This window comes from Aeromicrobium ginsengisoli, assembly GCF_004134905.2.
Lineage (GTDB): Bacteria > Actinomycetota > Actinomycetes > Propionibacteriales > Nocardioidaceae > Aeromicrobium > Aeromicrobium ginsengisoli.
In genome coordinates, this window is sequence record NZ_SDPQ02000004.1 from 166,652 (window position 1) to 179,486 (window position 12,835).

At 69.7% G+C, this 12,835-nt stretch carries 16 protein-coding genes and 1 riboswitch; of the genes, 10 read left to right on the top strand and 6 right to left on the bottom strand.

Features of this window, described 5'->3' with window-relative positions:
- Positions 1-13: 13 nt before the first annotated feature.
- The gene (locus tag ESP70_RS19360) at positions 14-688 is read right to left on the bottom strand and encodes a uracil-DNA glycosylase (RefSeq protein WP_149690968.1); all 675 of its coding nucleotides are present in this window, start codon (positions 686-688) and stop codon (positions 14-16) included.
- A complete protein-coding gene (locus tag ESP70_RS19365) occupies positions 685-1,833 on the bottom strand; it encodes an MFS transporter (protein WP_149690969.1) in 1,149 nt (382 codons plus the stop codon). Before ESP70_RS19365 ends, ESP70_RS19360 begins: the two co-directional genes overlap by 4 nt.
- 45 nt (positions 1,834-1,878) lie before the next feature.
- On the opposite strand from ESP70_RS19365, the gene ESP70_RS19370 reads away from it, so the two are divergent.
- Positions 1,879-3,093, top strand: coding sequence for an MFS transporter (locus ESP70_RS19370; protein WP_149690970.1), 1,215 nt, complete (start codon positions 1,879-1,881; stop codon positions 3,091-3,093).
- An 11-nt stretch (positions 3,094-3,104) separates the two neighbouring features.
- Here ESP70_RS19370 and ald read toward each other — a convergent pair whose 3' ends face one another.
- Entirely contained in the window at positions 3,105-4,214 is a 1,110-nt protein-coding gene (gene ald / locus ESP70_RS19375; RefSeq protein WP_149691070.1) for an alanine dehydrogenase, read from the bottom strand.
- Positions 4,215-4,347: 133 nt separating this feature from the next.
- Between ald and ESP70_RS19380 the strand changes: the two genes are divergently transcribed.
- Together ESP70_RS19380 and ESP70_RS19385 are read left to right on the top strand one after the other, a co-directional pair.
- Positions 4,348-4,815: an Lrp/AsnC family transcriptional regulator gene (locus ESP70_RS19380; protein ID WP_246162098.1), complete on the top strand. Its 468-nt coding sequence runs from the start codon at positions 4,348-4,350 to the stop codon at positions 4,813-4,815.
- 76 nt (positions 4,816-4,891) lie between these two features.
- Positions 4,892-5,284, top strand: a complete 393-nt coding sequence (locus tag ESP70_RS19385) for an OsmC family protein (protein WP_149690972.1) — start codon at positions 4,892-4,894, stop codon at positions 5,282-5,284.
- Here ESP70_RS19385 and ESP70_RS19390 read toward each other — a convergent pair.
- From ESP70_RS19390 to ESP70_RS19400, 3 genes are all read right to left on the bottom strand, one after another.
- Positions 5,271-5,876 carry a GNAT family N-acetyltransferase gene (locus tag ESP70_RS19390; protein WP_149690973.1) on the bottom strand — a complete coding sequence of 202 codons (606 nt, stop codon included), beginning with the start codon at positions 5,874-5,876 and terminating at the stop codon, positions 5,271-5,273. The genes ESP70_RS19385 and ESP70_RS19390 overlap by 14 nt on opposite strands.
- A gap of 67 nt (positions 5,877-5,943) precedes the next feature.
- Positions 5,944-7,380, bottom strand: a complete 1,437-nt coding sequence (locus tag ESP70_RS19395) for an alpha,alpha-trehalose-phosphate synthase (UDP-forming) (protein WP_425458400.1) — start codon at positions 7,378-7,380, stop codon at positions 5,944-5,946.
- Positions 7,381-7,401: 21 nt separating this feature from the next.
- A complete protein-coding gene (locus tag ESP70_RS19400; RefSeq protein ID WP_149690975.1) occupies positions 7,402-8,391 on the bottom strand; it encodes a Gfo/Idh/MocA family protein in 990 nt (329 codons plus the stop codon).
- A 149-nt stretch (positions 8,392-8,540) separates the two neighbouring features.
- Between ESP70_RS19400 and ESP70_RS19405 the strand changes: the two genes are divergently transcribed.
- The 7 genes from ESP70_RS19405 to ESP70_RS19435 all read left to right on the top strand — a co-directional run bounded on the left by ESP70_RS19405 (position 8,541) and on the right by ESP70_RS19435 (position 12,810).
- The gene (locus ESP70_RS19405; RefSeq protein WP_056211900.1) at positions 8,541-8,837 is read left to right on the top strand and encodes a DUF3263 domain-containing protein; all 297 of its coding nucleotides are present in this window, start codon (positions 8,541-8,543) and stop codon (positions 8,835-8,837) included.
- Positions 8,838-8,845: 8 nt separating this feature from the next.
- Positions 8,846-9,373 (top strand): LytR C-terminal domain-containing protein, encoded by a 528-nt coding sequence (locus ESP70_RS19410; RefSeq protein WP_149690976.1) that lies wholly within the window; start codon positions 8,846-8,848, stop codon positions 9,371-9,373.
- A 4-nt stretch (positions 9,374-9,377) separates the two neighbouring features.
- Entirely contained in the window at positions 9,378-10,169 is a 792-nt protein-coding gene (gene otsB / locus ESP70_RS19415) for a trehalose-phosphatase (RefSeq protein WP_149690977.1), read from the top strand.
- On the top strand, positions 10,159-10,608 hold the full coding sequence (locus ESP70_RS19420) for a hypothetical protein (RefSeq protein WP_149690978.1): 450 nt from the start codon (positions 10,159-10,161) through the stop codon (positions 10,606-10,608). The genes otsB and ESP70_RS19420 overlap by 11 nt, the downstream gene beginning before the upstream one ends.
- Positions 10,609-10,829: 221 nt before the next feature.
- Positions 10,830-10,942: riboswitch (SAM riboswitch) on the top strand.
- A gap of 9 nt (positions 10,943-10,951) precedes the next feature.
- A complete protein-coding gene (thrC, locus tag ESP70_RS19425; RefSeq protein ID WP_149690979.1) occupies positions 10,952-12,223 on the top strand; it encodes a threonine synthase in 1,272 nt (423 codons plus the stop codon).
- A gap of 25 nt (positions 12,224-12,248) precedes the next feature.
- Positions 12,249-12,527 (top strand): MoaD/ThiS family protein, encoded by a 279-nt coding sequence (locus ESP70_RS19430; RefSeq protein WP_149690980.1) that lies wholly within the window; start codon positions 12,249-12,251, stop codon positions 12,525-12,527.
- A gap of 82 nt (positions 12,528-12,609) precedes the next feature.
- Positions 12,610-12,810, top strand: coding sequence for a cold-shock protein (locus ESP70_RS19435; RefSeq protein ID WP_056211909.1), 201 nt, complete (start codon positions 12,610-12,612; stop codon positions 12,808-12,810).
- Positions 12,811-12,835: the final 25 nt, after the last annotated feature.

The following is a 12,835-nucleotide window of genomic DNA, read 5'->3' on the forward strand; positions in this document are numbered from 1 at the left end:
GAGCCGATTCGTCCTAGACCTGCAGCCGCCAGTCGACGGGCTCGGCGCCTTGGGCGGCGAGGAGCTCGTTGGCCCGGCTGAACGGCTTGGAGCCGAAGAATCCGCGCGACGCCGACAGCGGGCTGGGGTGCACCGACTCGATGCGCGGCACCTCGCCCAGCATCGGCGCCAGGCTCTGCGCGTCGCGGCCCCAGAGGATTGCGACGAGCGGAGTGCCCCGGGCAACGAGGGCCCGGATCGCCTGCTCGGTGACGGTCTCCCAGCCCTTGCCGCGATGGCTGGCCGGCGTGCCGGGTCGCACGGTCAGGACGCGGTTGAGCAGCAGCACGCCCTGCCGGGCCCACGGGGTGAGGTCGCCGGAGGGGGACCTCGGGATGCCGAGGTCGGTCTCGAGCTCGGTGAAGATGTTGACGAGGCTGCGGGGGAGCGGGCGTACGTCGGGCGCCACCGAGAACGACAGCCCGACGGGATGGCCAGGGGTCGGATAGGGGTCCTGGCCGGTGATGAGCACGCGTACGTTCGACATCGGCTCGGCGAACGCCCGCAGGATGTGGTCGCCGGCGGGCAGATAGGGACGCCCCGCGGCGAGCTCGTCGCGGAGGAACTGGCCCATCGTGTGGATCTGCTCCTCGACCGGTGCCAGCGCCTCGGCCCAGTCCGGAGCCATGAGCTCGCTGAGCGGCTTCATGCCTCCTCCTTCCGCAGGGCCGACGGGGCGAGCAGGCCGGCCAACAGGCAGCCGACGATCGGCACCGCGAACGCCGTGGTGAGCGACACCCAGTTGGTGAGGATGCCGATGATCGCGGGGCCGGCGAGCAGGCCGAGGTAGCCCGTGCCGGTGACCCGCGCGAGGTAGGTGCCGGCCGCCGTCGGGTCGATGTTGCCGGCCGCGCTGAAGAACTGCGGGACGCAGCCCGCGAGCCCCACACCGAAGATGGCCCACGCGACGATCGCGACGGCCGGGTTGGGCGCGAGTGCCGCCCCGAGCAGGCCGGCCGCACCGACGAGCGCGGCCCGTTGGACGTACGCGGCGGCACCGATGCGAGCGACGACGCGGTCGGCCACGAGGCGTACGAGGGTCATCGTGATCGAGAACGCGCCGAACGCCCAGGCGGCGACGGTCTTGCTCGCGTCGAGGGAGTCGTGCAGGTGGACCGTGCTCCAGTCGTACGCGACGCCCTCAGACAACAGCAGCATGAACGCGAGCAGCGACAGCACGACAACGCGAGGGGTCCACGGCGCGTGGGCGCGCGCGGCGCCGGACTCGCGGGTCGTGCCAGGGGAGGGTGGCAGCAGCGTGGGCCGGACCACGAGCGTGAGGATGAGGCCGAGCACGCCGGCTGCGGCGAGGGTCAGCCGGACGTCGACGTCGAGGGCGATCAGGCCGCCGCCGATGATCGACGCGAGCAGTCCGCCGAGGGAGAAGAACGCATGGAACGCGCTGATGATCGGCCGGCCGTACGCCCGCTCGACCTCGACCGCCTGGGCGTTCTGCGACACGTCGATGACGCCGTTGAACGCGCCGAGCAGGGCGAGGGCGACCGCGAGCGCCGGGACGTTCGTGGCGAGGCCCGGCCCGACGAGGCACGCGCTCAGCACGAGCCCGGCGATCACCACGACGACCCGACTACCGAACCGGTCGATGAGCCGGCCGCCGACCTGCATGCCGAGCAACGCGCTGCCACCCAGGAGCAGCAGCAGGTAGCCGAGCACGACGGTGCTGGCGCCCGTACGGTCGCGGATCTCGGGGATGTTGACGACCCACATGCCGAGGAGGAAGCCGTTGAGGGCGAAGATCGCGAACGTCGACCGTCTCGCGGCTGATGGCGGCATGCTCCGACCCTATCGAGGCCGCCGGTGCCCTACAGTTGTCAGGCTGTGTCAGCAATCGCCGCCTACCGCGCACTCCTGCGGATCGTCGGGCCCGCCTACATCCTCGTAGCCTTCCTCGGGCGGATTCCACTTGCCATGAGCCAGCTCGGCGTCCTGGTCCTGGTGAGCTCCAAGCTCGACAGCTACGGCGCGGGCGGCGCCGCGGCGGGCATCCTCGCGATCGCCAACGCCATCGGCTCGCCGCTCGCCGGCACGGTCGCCGACCGCATCGGCCAGCGCCCCGTCGTGCTCGTGCAGTCGCTCGTGGGGGCTGCGGGCCTGGCCTCGGTCGTGCTGGTGACCGATCCCGACGCGTCGCGCGCGCTGATCTTCGGCGTCGCCGGCGTCACCGGATTCGCGATGCCGCAGGTCGGGCCGCTCGCGCGCGTACGCTGGAGACCCATCACGCGCGACGAGGGCGATCAGCGACGCCTCGTGGACGCCGCGTTCTCGTACGAGGGAGCGGCCGACGAGGCGTCATTCGTGCTCGGCCCGGCGATGATCGGCGTCCTCGCGATCCTTGCGGAGCCGGCCGGAGCACTCCTGGCCGCGGCCGTGATCCTGGCGGTGTTCGGGTCGTGGTTCGCGATCCACTGGACCTCCGAGCTCGTGGCGAAGAGCTCCACGACCGGCGGCGCCGGTTCCGAACCGCTCTGGTCCGTCGCGTTCGCGGTGCTCGTGGTCGCGCAGCTGTGCATCGGCACGATCTTCGGCAGCGTCCAGACCGGCACCGCTGTGCTGGCCCGCGCCGACGGTCACGCCGGCAGCGCCGGGCTGATCCACGCCGTGCTGGGCATCGGCAGCGTGACCGCCGGGCTCGCGATCACGGCCCTGCCCGAGCGCATCCTCTACGCCACGCGCATGCTCGTCGCCGCCGTCGGCCTGCTCCTGCTGTCGGCGCCGTTGCTGCTCGTCGACTCGATCGGCTCACTGATCCTGGTCATCGCGCTGCTCGGCTTCGCCGTGGCGCCCTACATGATCAGCAACTTCGCCCTCGCCGGGATCCTCGTGCCGGTGCACCGGGTCGGCGCGGCCATGACACTGCTCGCGGGAGCGACCGGCATCGGCTACGCCCTCGGCGCCTCGATCGCCGGCAGGCTCGCCGACGAGGGCGGGCACACGCCGGCGTTCGCGGTCACGGTCGGCGCAGCCGGTGTCGCGGTGCTGCTGGCCGGCGTGGCCAACAAGGCGCTCCGGGAAGCCCGCCCCTACGTCGCCTGACCAGCCAAGCGTCAGAGCGCCGAGAGCGGGGTGACCTCGAGGTCGAGGGCCTCGCCGACGGCGGCGTTGACGAGGTGGCCGTCGTGCGTGCTGAGGCCGCCGGCGAGCGCGGCGTCGTCGTTCACGGCCGTCTTCCAGCCCTTGTCGGCGAGCGCCACGGCGTAGGGCAGCGTCACGTTGGTCAGCGCGTACGTCGAGGTGTGCGGCACGGCGCCCGGCATGTTGGCGACGCAGTAGAAGATCGAGTCGTGGACCTTGAACGTGGGGTCGTCGTGGGTCGTCGCGTGCGAGCTCTCGAAGCAGCCGCCCTGGTCGATCGCGATGTCGACCAGCACCGAGCCGGGCCGCATCGTGGAGACGAGGTCGTCGCTGATGAGCTTGGGTGCCTTGGCGCCGGGCACCAGCACAGCGCCGACGACGAGGTCGGCCTGCCGCACGGCCTTCTCGATCGCGTACGCGTTGGAGGCGATGGTCGTGATGGCGCCGCCGAACTGCGCGTCGACCTGACGGAGCCGGGCGACGTTGAGGTCGAGGATCTGGACGCGCGCGCCCATGCCGTGTGCGACCTGCGCCGCGTTGACGCCAGAGACGCCTGCGCCGATCACGACGACATCGGCCGGGTGGACGCCGGGCACGCCGCCGGGCAGCACGCCGCGGCCACCGCCGCTGCGCATCAGGTGGTAGAAGCCGACCTGCGGGGCGAGCTTGCCGGCGACCTCGGACATCGGGGCCAGCAGCGGCAGCGAGCGATCGGGCAGCTGCACGGTCTCGTACGCGATCGAGGTCGTGCCGGCCGACAGCAGGGCGTCGGTGCACTCGCGGCTCGCAGCGAGGTGGAGGTAGGTGAACAGTGTCTGGCCACGGCGCATGCGGCCGTACTCCTCGGCGATCGGCTCCTTGACCTTGAGCACCAGCTCAGCGTCGGCCCACACGTCGTCGGCGCGGTCGAGGATCTTGGCGCCCGCGGCGACGTACTCGTCATCGGTGATCGACGAGCCGAGGCCGGCGTCGTGCTCGATGACGACGTCGTGGCCGTGGCGGGTCAGCTCGTGGACGCCGGCGGGCGTGATGGCGACGCGGTACTCGTGGTTCTTGACCTCGCGGGGGACACCGACCAGCATGACGTGCTCCTTCAGACGGAATAGTGTCTCCATGGTGAATCACCTGCGGATCAGTGCGCAACTTACCGAACAAGATTCTGTATGATCGAGAATCGCTGCTCATGACACCGAATGACGATCCGCAGGAGTGCCCGTGCCGAATGATGTTCGCGAGCTCGATGACATCGACCAGAGGATCATCACGGAACTGCGCCGCCAGGGCCGGCTGCCCAACAACGCGCTCGCTGAAAAGGTCGGCATCGCGGCCTCCACCTGCCTGACCCGGTTGCGCAGCCTGATGGACCGTGGCGTCATCGCCGGCTTCCACGCCGAGGTCGATCCAGCGTGGATCGGCCGGCCGATCCAGGCGATGATCGCGGTGCGCCTGCGCGGTGACGCGCGCGGTGCGATCAACGAGTTCTCCGACCGGCTCGCCGGGATGCCCGAGGTGCTCAACGTCTACTTCCTCGCCGGCGCCGACGACTTCCACGTGCACGTCGCAGCGCAGGACCCCGACGACCTGCGGGCGTTCGTCGTCGACCATCTCAGCTCGGCGCCGGAGGTCGCGCTGACCGAGACCAACCTGATCTTCGAGCACAAGAGGGGCAGACTGGCGGAGTGAGCGAGCGCAGCGAGCGAACCACGGGCGCACCATGGCGCCGCTTCCGTATCGTGGGTTTGTCTACGGAGGCGACGACATGACGGCCATCACAGCGACATTCCGGACGATTCCCGGCACGCAGGCGGCTGAGGGCCGCACGGGTGAGCACGCCGTGGTCGTCGATCGGCCGGCCGGCGTCGCCGGGGGCGCCGGAGCCGGGATGAACGGCGGGCAGCTCCTCGCGCTCGCGATCGGTGGCTGCCTCGCCAACGACGTCCGCTACGTCGCGGCGGTCCGCAACGACACGATCGACGACGTCCAGGTCGACGTGTCGCTCGAGATCGACAACGGCCTCGTCACCTCGGCGGATGTCGTCATCCGCCTGGTCGTGCCGGACGGCGTCGACACCGCAGCGCTGGTGGATGAGGCGGTGGCGGCCTCGACCGTGCTGGCAGCCGTACGCGACGGCTTCCCGGTCACGGTGCGCTGACGGCCAGTCGTTCCTCGAGAGCGTCGCGGGCGGCGGGCCACTCGTCGTCGGTCATCGAGAACAGCACGGTGTCGCGCCACGACCCGTCACGCCGGATGCGGTGCTTGCGGAGCACCCCTTCGCGTACGCCGCCGATGCGGGTGACCGCGGCCTGCGAGCGCTCGTTCTTGATGTCGACGTGCCAGACGACGCGGGCACAGTCGAGGCCGTCGAACGCGTGGCGCAGCAGCAGGAGCTTGGCCTCGGTGTTGACGCCCGTACGCCAGAAGCGCCGGCCGAGCCACGTCGACCCGATCGCGACGGTGCGGACCGTCGGGTCGATGTCGTAGTAGGTCGTGAGGCCCGCGACCTCGCCGGACGCCTGGTCGACCTGGACCCAGGGGACCGTGCAGGGCCTCGTCAGGTAGAGCCCGACGAGCGCCTCGGCCTGCTCGATCGTGTCGGGCCGGGCGAACGCCTGCCAGGTGAAGACCTCGTCGTCGTCCGACGCCCCGAGCACGCCCGCGGCATGGTGTGGCTGGAGCTGTTCGAGCCTGACGTGGTTGCCCGTCAAGGTGGGTGCCGCGTAGTAGTCCTCGGGGCTCACGCTCATGCCCCCAACCTATCGACCGGAGGCACGGGCTCCGTGAGCCTGTCGAAAGGATCAGGGGTTGGGGGGTCTAGACGGGGCGGGGGTTCTTGGCGTGCGGGTTGCGGACCAGCGTGAGCTCGCGCAGGAAGTTGGCCGCCCATAGCTCGATGTCGTTCTCCATGACCTGCTTGCGCATCGCCTTCATGCGGCGGGCGTTCTCTCGAGGGCTGGCATTGATCGCCGCGAGCATCATGCTCTTCATGCCGTTGATGTCGTGCGGATTGACTTGATAGGCCGACTTGAGCTCGGACGCCGCGCCGGCGAACTCGCTCAGCACCAGGGCGCCACGATCGTCGTAGCGGCACGCGACGTACTCCTTGGCGACGAGGTTCATGCCGTCGCGCAGCGGCGTCACGACCATGACGTCGGCGGCCCGGTAGAGCGCGGCCATCTCGGCGCGCGGGTAGGACGCGTGGAGATAGGTCACGGGTTGCTGGCCGATGCGCGCGACGTCACCGTTGATGCGCCCGACGAGGCGGTTGATGTCGTCGCGCAGGATCTTGTACTGGTCGACCCGCTCGCGCGACGGGGTCGCGACCTGCACGAACACCGCATCGTCGACGTGCAGCGAGCCGTCGCTGATGAGCTCCCCGAACGCGCGGAGCCGCTGCCGCAGGCCCTTGGTGTAGTCGAGCCGGTCGATGCCCAGCAGCATGGTCCTGGGGTTGCCGAGGCTCTCGCGGATCTCGGCTGCCCGGGCGATGACCTCGGGCGTACGGGCGAGCTCCTCGAAGCCGGCCGCGTCGATCGAGATCGGATAGGCCTGCGCGAGGACGGTACGCCCGTCGGGCAGGTAGATCATGTCGCGATGCGTCTTGTGGCCGACCCGCTGGCGTACGAGGCGGACGAAGTTCTGCGCCGCTCCGGGCATCTGGAAGCCGACCAGGTCCGCGCCGAGCAGACCCTCGAGGATCTGCCTGCGCCACGGCAGCTGCTGGAACAGCTCTGCCGGCGGGAACGGGATGTGCAGGAAGAAGCCGATGCGGAGGTCCGGGCGCAGCTCGCGCAGCATCGTGGGCACGAGCTGCAGCTGGTAGTCCTGCACCCACACGACGGCGTCGGGCTTGGCGATCTTGGCGGCTCGCTCGGCGAAGCGGCGGTTGACCCGGACGTACGCATCCCACCACTCACGGTGGAACTCCGGCGGCGCGACGACGTCGTGATAGAGCGGCCAGAGCGTGGAGTTGGAGAAGCCCTCGTAGTACTCGGCGACCTCGTCCTCGCTCAGGTGGACCGGCACGAGGTGCAGTCCGTTGTGCACGAACGGCTTGAGCTTCTCGTCGGCCGCACCGTGCCAGCCGATCCACGCGCCACCGTTGCGGCGCATCACGGGCTCGAGGGCGGTGACCAGGCCGCCGGGGGAGGTGCGCCACATCGTGCCGCCGTCGGGCGACGTCACCCGGTCGACGGGCAGACGGTTGGCGATCACCACGAAGTCTGCGGTTCCCGTCACCATGTCGGGCAGCCTAGCGCTGTGTGGCGGCGCTCACCTGTCGGCGACGCCCAGCTGGGCCAGGATCGTTGCCATCTGACGCATGATCGAGACCGTCTCGTCGAGGGGAAGCAGCGCCGATTCGGTGGCGCCGGCGCGCAGGCAGGCCGCGACCTCCTCGATCTCGTGGGCGTACCCATGACCCGTGACGGGCTCACTGATCGTGTCCACCCGGTCGTCGTGCCAGTGCGTGAACGACGTCGCGGTGGGGAAGCGGGACGGCACCTCGATGAGCCCGGCGTCACCGGCGATCGAGGCGCGATTGTCGGTGTGCGCGACCTGGGTCCAGGAGATGCTCGCCACGGCACCGCTGTCGTACGCGAGGGTGGCTCCGCCGCTGACGTCGATGCCCTCGGCCGACAGCGTCCCGGCGGCGACGATGCCGGCCGGCTCGCCGAGGATCAGGTGCGCGAACGTCAGGGAGTAGATGCCGACGTCGAGCAGTGCGCTCGCCCCGAGCGCCGGGTCCCAGAGCCGTGCGGTCGTGGCCGGCCCGACGAAGCCGCGGGCGGCTCTGAGCTCGCCGATCGTCCCGAGGGCGCCGCCGGCAGCGAGCTCGGCGACCCGCCGGATGTTGGGGTTGGCCCGCATCGCCATGGCTTCGGCGAAGAACAGTCCGCGCGTGCGGGCCTCGGCGACGAGCGTCTCCGCGTCGGCGGGGTTCATCGTGAGCGCCTTCTCGCACAGCACCGCCTTGCCGCCCTCGAAGCACGTCATGACGTCCTCGAAGTGCCGGCTGTGCGGAGTGGCGACATAGATGACGTCGACGTCCGGGTCGGCGGCCAGGTCCTCGTACGATCCGTGCGCCCGGGCTGCGCCGAACGTGTCGGCGAACGTCCGGGCGGCGTCGAGCCGGCGAGAGCCGACCGCGGCCAGCTCGTTGCCCTCGACCAGGGCCAGGTCGCGCACGAACGACTCGGCGATGCGACCCGTGGCCAGGATTCCCCACCGGATGGGCGTACGCGTCCCCGAATCGGTCGTCATGACACACAGCCTGCCATTCGGCGAAGCAAATGACACCGGTGTGATTCGTGGCCTAGGATGACCAGCATGAGCGAGCGCCAGCGAGCGAATCTTGAGGCAGGGATCATGCCATTGCCTCCGTGTCGTTGGCTTGTGGTGGAGGTAATGGCATGAGCGCCGTGGAGAAGTCGAACGCCGGAGCGCCGGCAGCTGCAGAATCGCTGTCGGAGCGCGACCGCGAGATCCTGGCGCTCGAGCGGCTGTGGTGGCAGTACGCCGGTGCCAAGGAGCAGGCGATCCGCGACAAGTTCGACATGTCGGCGACGCGCTACTACCAGGTGCTCAACGCCCTGATCGACCGTGAGGACGCCCTCGCGTACGATCCACTCCTGGTCAAGCGTCTTCGCCGCCTGCGCGCCCAGCGCCAGCGCAGTCGTTCGGCCAGGCGTCTCGGCATCGACCTCTGAAGGTTCCCATGGACCACCGCAGGACCCCGACTGGCAAGGCATACGTACCCGCCAGCTGGTTCATCGTCCTGACGATCATGCTGTGCGTCGGCGCTGCCGGCTGGCTGGGCTGGCTGTTCGTCGACGACGACCCCGAGACCGCGCCGACCACCAGCACGTCGGCCCCGCCGGCGACGAAGACGACGCCGACCCCCTCGCCGAGCAAGACCACCGAGACGAAGCCGTCGCCCACGCCGAGCGAGTCGAGCGCGTCGCCCGAGGCCGATCGCACAACACCCGTCGCGGTGCTCAACAACACGACGATCCAGGGACTGGCGGCGACCTACTCCGCCCAGGTGCGCTCGGCCGGCTGGACCACCGTGACGATCGGCAACTGGCGCGGCTCCATCGCGGGCAACACCGTCTACTTCCCGCCGCAGCTCGCGGAGCAGGCCAAGCTGCTCGCCGCCGACCTCGACATCAGCCGGGTCCTGCCGAGCGTGGCACCGATGCGGACCGACCGGCTGACGATCATCCTGTCCGGCCCGCAACAATAGGCGGATGCCCGCCTCCGTCCGCACCGCCGTGATCGCTGATCCGGCCGGAACCCTGCTCGCCCTCGACTTCGACGGCACGCTGGCGCACATCGTCGACGACCCGACGCAGGCGTACGCCCACGAGCGGTCCGTCGCTGCCTTGGCAAGGCTCGGCCGTGTGCTCGGCCAGGTCGCGATCGTCACCGGGCGTCCCGTCCGCCAGGCGCTCGAGCTCGGCGGCTTCGCCGGCGTCGAGGGCTTCGAGCAGCTCGTGATCTGGGGCCAGTACGGCGCCGAGCAATGGGATGCGACGACGTCGGAGATCGTCGAGCCCGACCGCCCCGAGCCGATCAGCCGCCTCGCCGACGAGCTGCCCGGTTGGCTCGAGGAGCGCGGCGCCGGACACGTACGCATCGAGGACAAGGGCCTCGCGATCGCGGTGCACACCCGCGGCATCGACGCGAGCCTGCTCGACGAGCTGGCCCAGCCGCTAGCCGACCTCGCCGGCGGCCTCGGCCTCGTCGTCGAGCCGGGACGCCAAGTCATCGAGATGCGCGCCCCGGGCGTCGACAAGGGCGACTCCGTGCGGGCGCTGGCCTCACGCCTCGGCGCCCGCCAGGTGATCTTCGCCGGCGACGACCTCGGTGACCTGCCGGCGTTCGCGGCGGTCGAGGACCTGCGGCGGTCCGGCGTCGGCGGACTGCTGATCTGCTCGGCGTCGGCGGAGCAGGACGCGTTGGTGGCCCGCGCCGACATCGTCCTCGACGGGCCCGATGCCGTGGCCGACTGGCTGGAGCAGCTCGCCGATGAGTTCTGATCCGGTGCTGCCGCACACGCGGTGGACGCGCGTGCGTACGGTGCTCAACTGGATCAATCTCAGCACGCCGCTCGGTCTCCTGATCGCCCGGATCGGCGGTGCGTCGATCACGCGTCGCGGGCGCGGGACCTACCTCGCGACGGGCTACCGGTTCGGCTTCCCGGTCGCCAGCGCATTCACGATCGGCAGCGTCATCGCGAGCAAGCACGACCTCGACTGGGTGCGTGCCCGGCCGGTGCTGCTGCAGCACGAGGACCGGCACTGCACGCAGTACGCGTTCGTCCTGGGAGTCGTGATGCTGCCGTTCTACTTCCTCTGCGTCGGCATCTCCTACGCGATCGCCGGCGACCACTCGTCGTACAACCCGTTCGAGCGCCTCGCCAACCTCGCCGACGGCAACTACCCGCCCCCGCGCACCCGTTTCTCCCGCAAGCCCTGAGCAACAGCTGGCGGTTTACCAAGAGGTCAGGGGAAACTTCGCGATCGCTCGCACTCCGCACGGCAACCTGCCACTCCGCAAGGCGCGCGCACCCTGAGGAGTGGCTGTTGGCCCTGACCTCTTGGTAAACCGCCAACCCGGGAGTGACCGAAGGGCGAACAGTCCGTGTCCGACATGCGGACCGAGTGGACACATCGTGAGACGCGCCCGTAGGCTGAAACCACTCATCACGAGGGGTACAGGGACACGGCCCTATGACGCCCCAGCAACCAGTCGCTCATCGACCAGGTGCTCAATCCGTCCCGGACGACAGTCGATCCGGGAAAGATGAAAGGTCACTTCTGTGAGTACATCAGCTCCAAGCCTCGCCGCTCCCGCTCTGCGCGAAGGTGCCTTCGGCAACGCCGTCGAGCTCGTCTGCCGCGAGTGCGGCACGACGCGCGAGCTCGGTCCGCACTACGTGTGCGCGGAGTGTTTCGGCCCTTTGGAGATCCGGTACGACTTCCCGGCCATCACCCGCGAGCAGATCGCGGCCGGCCCCAACAACATCTGGCGCTACAAGGCCCTGCTCCCCGTCCCCGACGACATCGAGCTCAGCCCCAACCTCGAGCCCGGCTTCACCCGGCTCCTCAAGGCCGACAACCTCGCCGCCGAGCTGGGCCTCAAGAACCTCTGGGTCAAGGACGACAGCACCAACCCCACCAACTCGTTCAAGGACCGCGTCGTGGCGTGCGCCCTCAGCGCTGCCCGTGAGTTCGGCAGCAAGGTCTTCGCCTGCCCCTCGACCGGCAACCTCGCCAACGCCGTCGCCGCTGCCGGCGCCCGCGCCGGAATCAAGACCGTCGTCTTCATCCCGAGCAACCTCGAGACGCCCAAGCAGGTCAACTCGGCGGTCTACACCGAGAACCTCGTCGCGGTCGACGGCAACTACGACGACGTCAACAAGCTCGCCTCCGAGATCGCCGGCGAGCAGGACGGCTGGGCGTTCGTCAACGTCAACGTCCGCCCGTTCTACGCCGAGGGCTCCAAGACGCTGGGCTACGAGATCGCCGAGCAGCTCGGCTGGCGCCTGCCCGACCAGATCGTCATCCCGGTCGCCTCCGGCTCACAGCTGACCAAGGTCCACAAGTCGTTCAAGGAGCTCATCGCCCTCGGCCTCGTCGAGGACAAGCCCTACAAGGTCTTCGGCGCCCAGGCCACCGGCTGCTCGCCGGTCTCCGAGGCGTTCCGCGAGGGCTGGGACGTCGTACGCCCCGTCCGGCCCGACACGATCGCCAAGTCGCTCGCGATCGGCAACCCGGCCGACGGCGTGTACGTCCTCGACATCTGCCGCGAGACCGGCGGCGCGATCGCCGACATCTCCGACGACGAGGTCCGCGACGCGATCGTCCTGCTGGCGCGCACCGAGGGCATCTTCACCGAGACCGCGGGCGGCACGACCGTCGGTGTGCTCAAGAAGCTCGTCGAGACCGGCCAGCTCGACCCCGAGCTCGAGACCGTGGTGATCAACACCGGCCACGGTCTTAAGACCCTCGACGCGGTCACCGACCTGGTCGGCCCCGCCGCCACCATCGCCCCGACGTACGAGGCCTTCGTGGCCTCCGGCATCGCCTGAGTCCAGAGCACACCCAAGGAGCACTGTGAGCATCAACGTACGCATCCCGACGATCCTGCGGACCTACACGCAGGACCAGTCACAGGTCACCGCCGAGGGCGACACCCTCACCGAGGTCATCGAGTCGCTCGAGGGGACATTCCCCGGCATCAAGGCGCGGGTCGTCGACGAGCAGGGCAAGCTGCGCCGCTTCGTCAACATCTACGTCGCGGAAGAGGACGTGCGCTTCGCCCAGGGTCTGGACACGCCCACCCCGGCGGGCACGCAGGTCTCGATAATCCCTGCCGTCGCCGGGGGTTGCTGAACTCGCGGCACAGCCTTGTAGGCTCTGCGCATGAAGGGGCTCCGGCAGGTGGGTTCCTCCAGGATCAGGTGGGAGTGGCGGCATGGTGCAAGGCACCGTCAAGTGGTTCAACGCTGACAAGGGCTACGGCTTCATCGAGGTCGAGGGCCAGGACGACGTCTTCGTCCATTGGTCCAAGATCGCGTCAGACGGTTACAAGACTCTCGAGGACGGCCAGAAGGTCGAGTTCGAGGTCGTCGACGGACCCAAGGGTCGCGAGGCCCACGAGGTCATCGGGCACTGAGTCCGTGAAAGAACCCGGTCCGGGG

Coding starts and splice junctions, on each gene's coding strand:
- ESP70_RS19360 (WP_149690968.1), bottom strand. CDS start 688: ATGAAGCCGCTCAGCGAGCTCATGGCTCCGGACTGGGCCGAGGCGCTG.
- ESP70_RS19365 (WP_149690969.1), bottom strand. CDS start 1,833: ATGCCGCCATCAGCCGCGAGACGGTCGACGTTCGCGATCTTCGCCCTC.
- ald (WP_149691070.1), bottom strand. CDS start 4,214: ATGCTGGTCGGTGTCCCCCGCGAGGTCAAGAACCACGAGTACCGCGTC.
- ESP70_RS19385 (WP_149690972.1), top strand. CDS start 4,892: ATGACGGCCATCACAGCGACATTCCGGACGATTCCCGGCACGCAGGCG.
- ESP70_RS19390 (WP_149690973.1), bottom strand. CDS start 5,876: ATGAGCGTGAGCCCCGAGGACTACTACGCGGCACCCACCTTGACGGGC.
- ESP70_RS19400 (WP_149690975.1), bottom strand. CDS start 8,391: ATGACGACCGATTCGGGGACGCGTACGCCCATCCGGTGGGGAATCCTG.
- ESP70_RS19405 (WP_056211900.1), top strand. CDS start 8,541: ATGAGCGCCGTGGAGAAGTCGAACGCCGGAGCGCCGGCAGCTGCAGAA.
- ESP70_RS19410 (WP_149690976.1), top strand. CDS start 8,846: ATGGACCACCGCAGGACCCCGACTGGCAAGGCATACGTACCCGCCAGC.
- otsB (WP_149690977.1), top strand. CDS start 9,378: ATGCCCGCCTCCGTCCGCACCGCCGTGATCGCTGATCCGGCCGGAACC.
- ESP70_RS19420 (WP_149690978.1), top strand. CDS start 10,159: ATGAGTTCTGATCCGGTGCTGCCGCACACGCGGTGGACGCGCGTGCGT.
- ESP70_RS19435 (WP_056211909.1), top strand. CDS start 12,610: ATGGTGCAAGGCACCGTCAAGTGGTTCAACGCTGACAAGGGCTACGGC.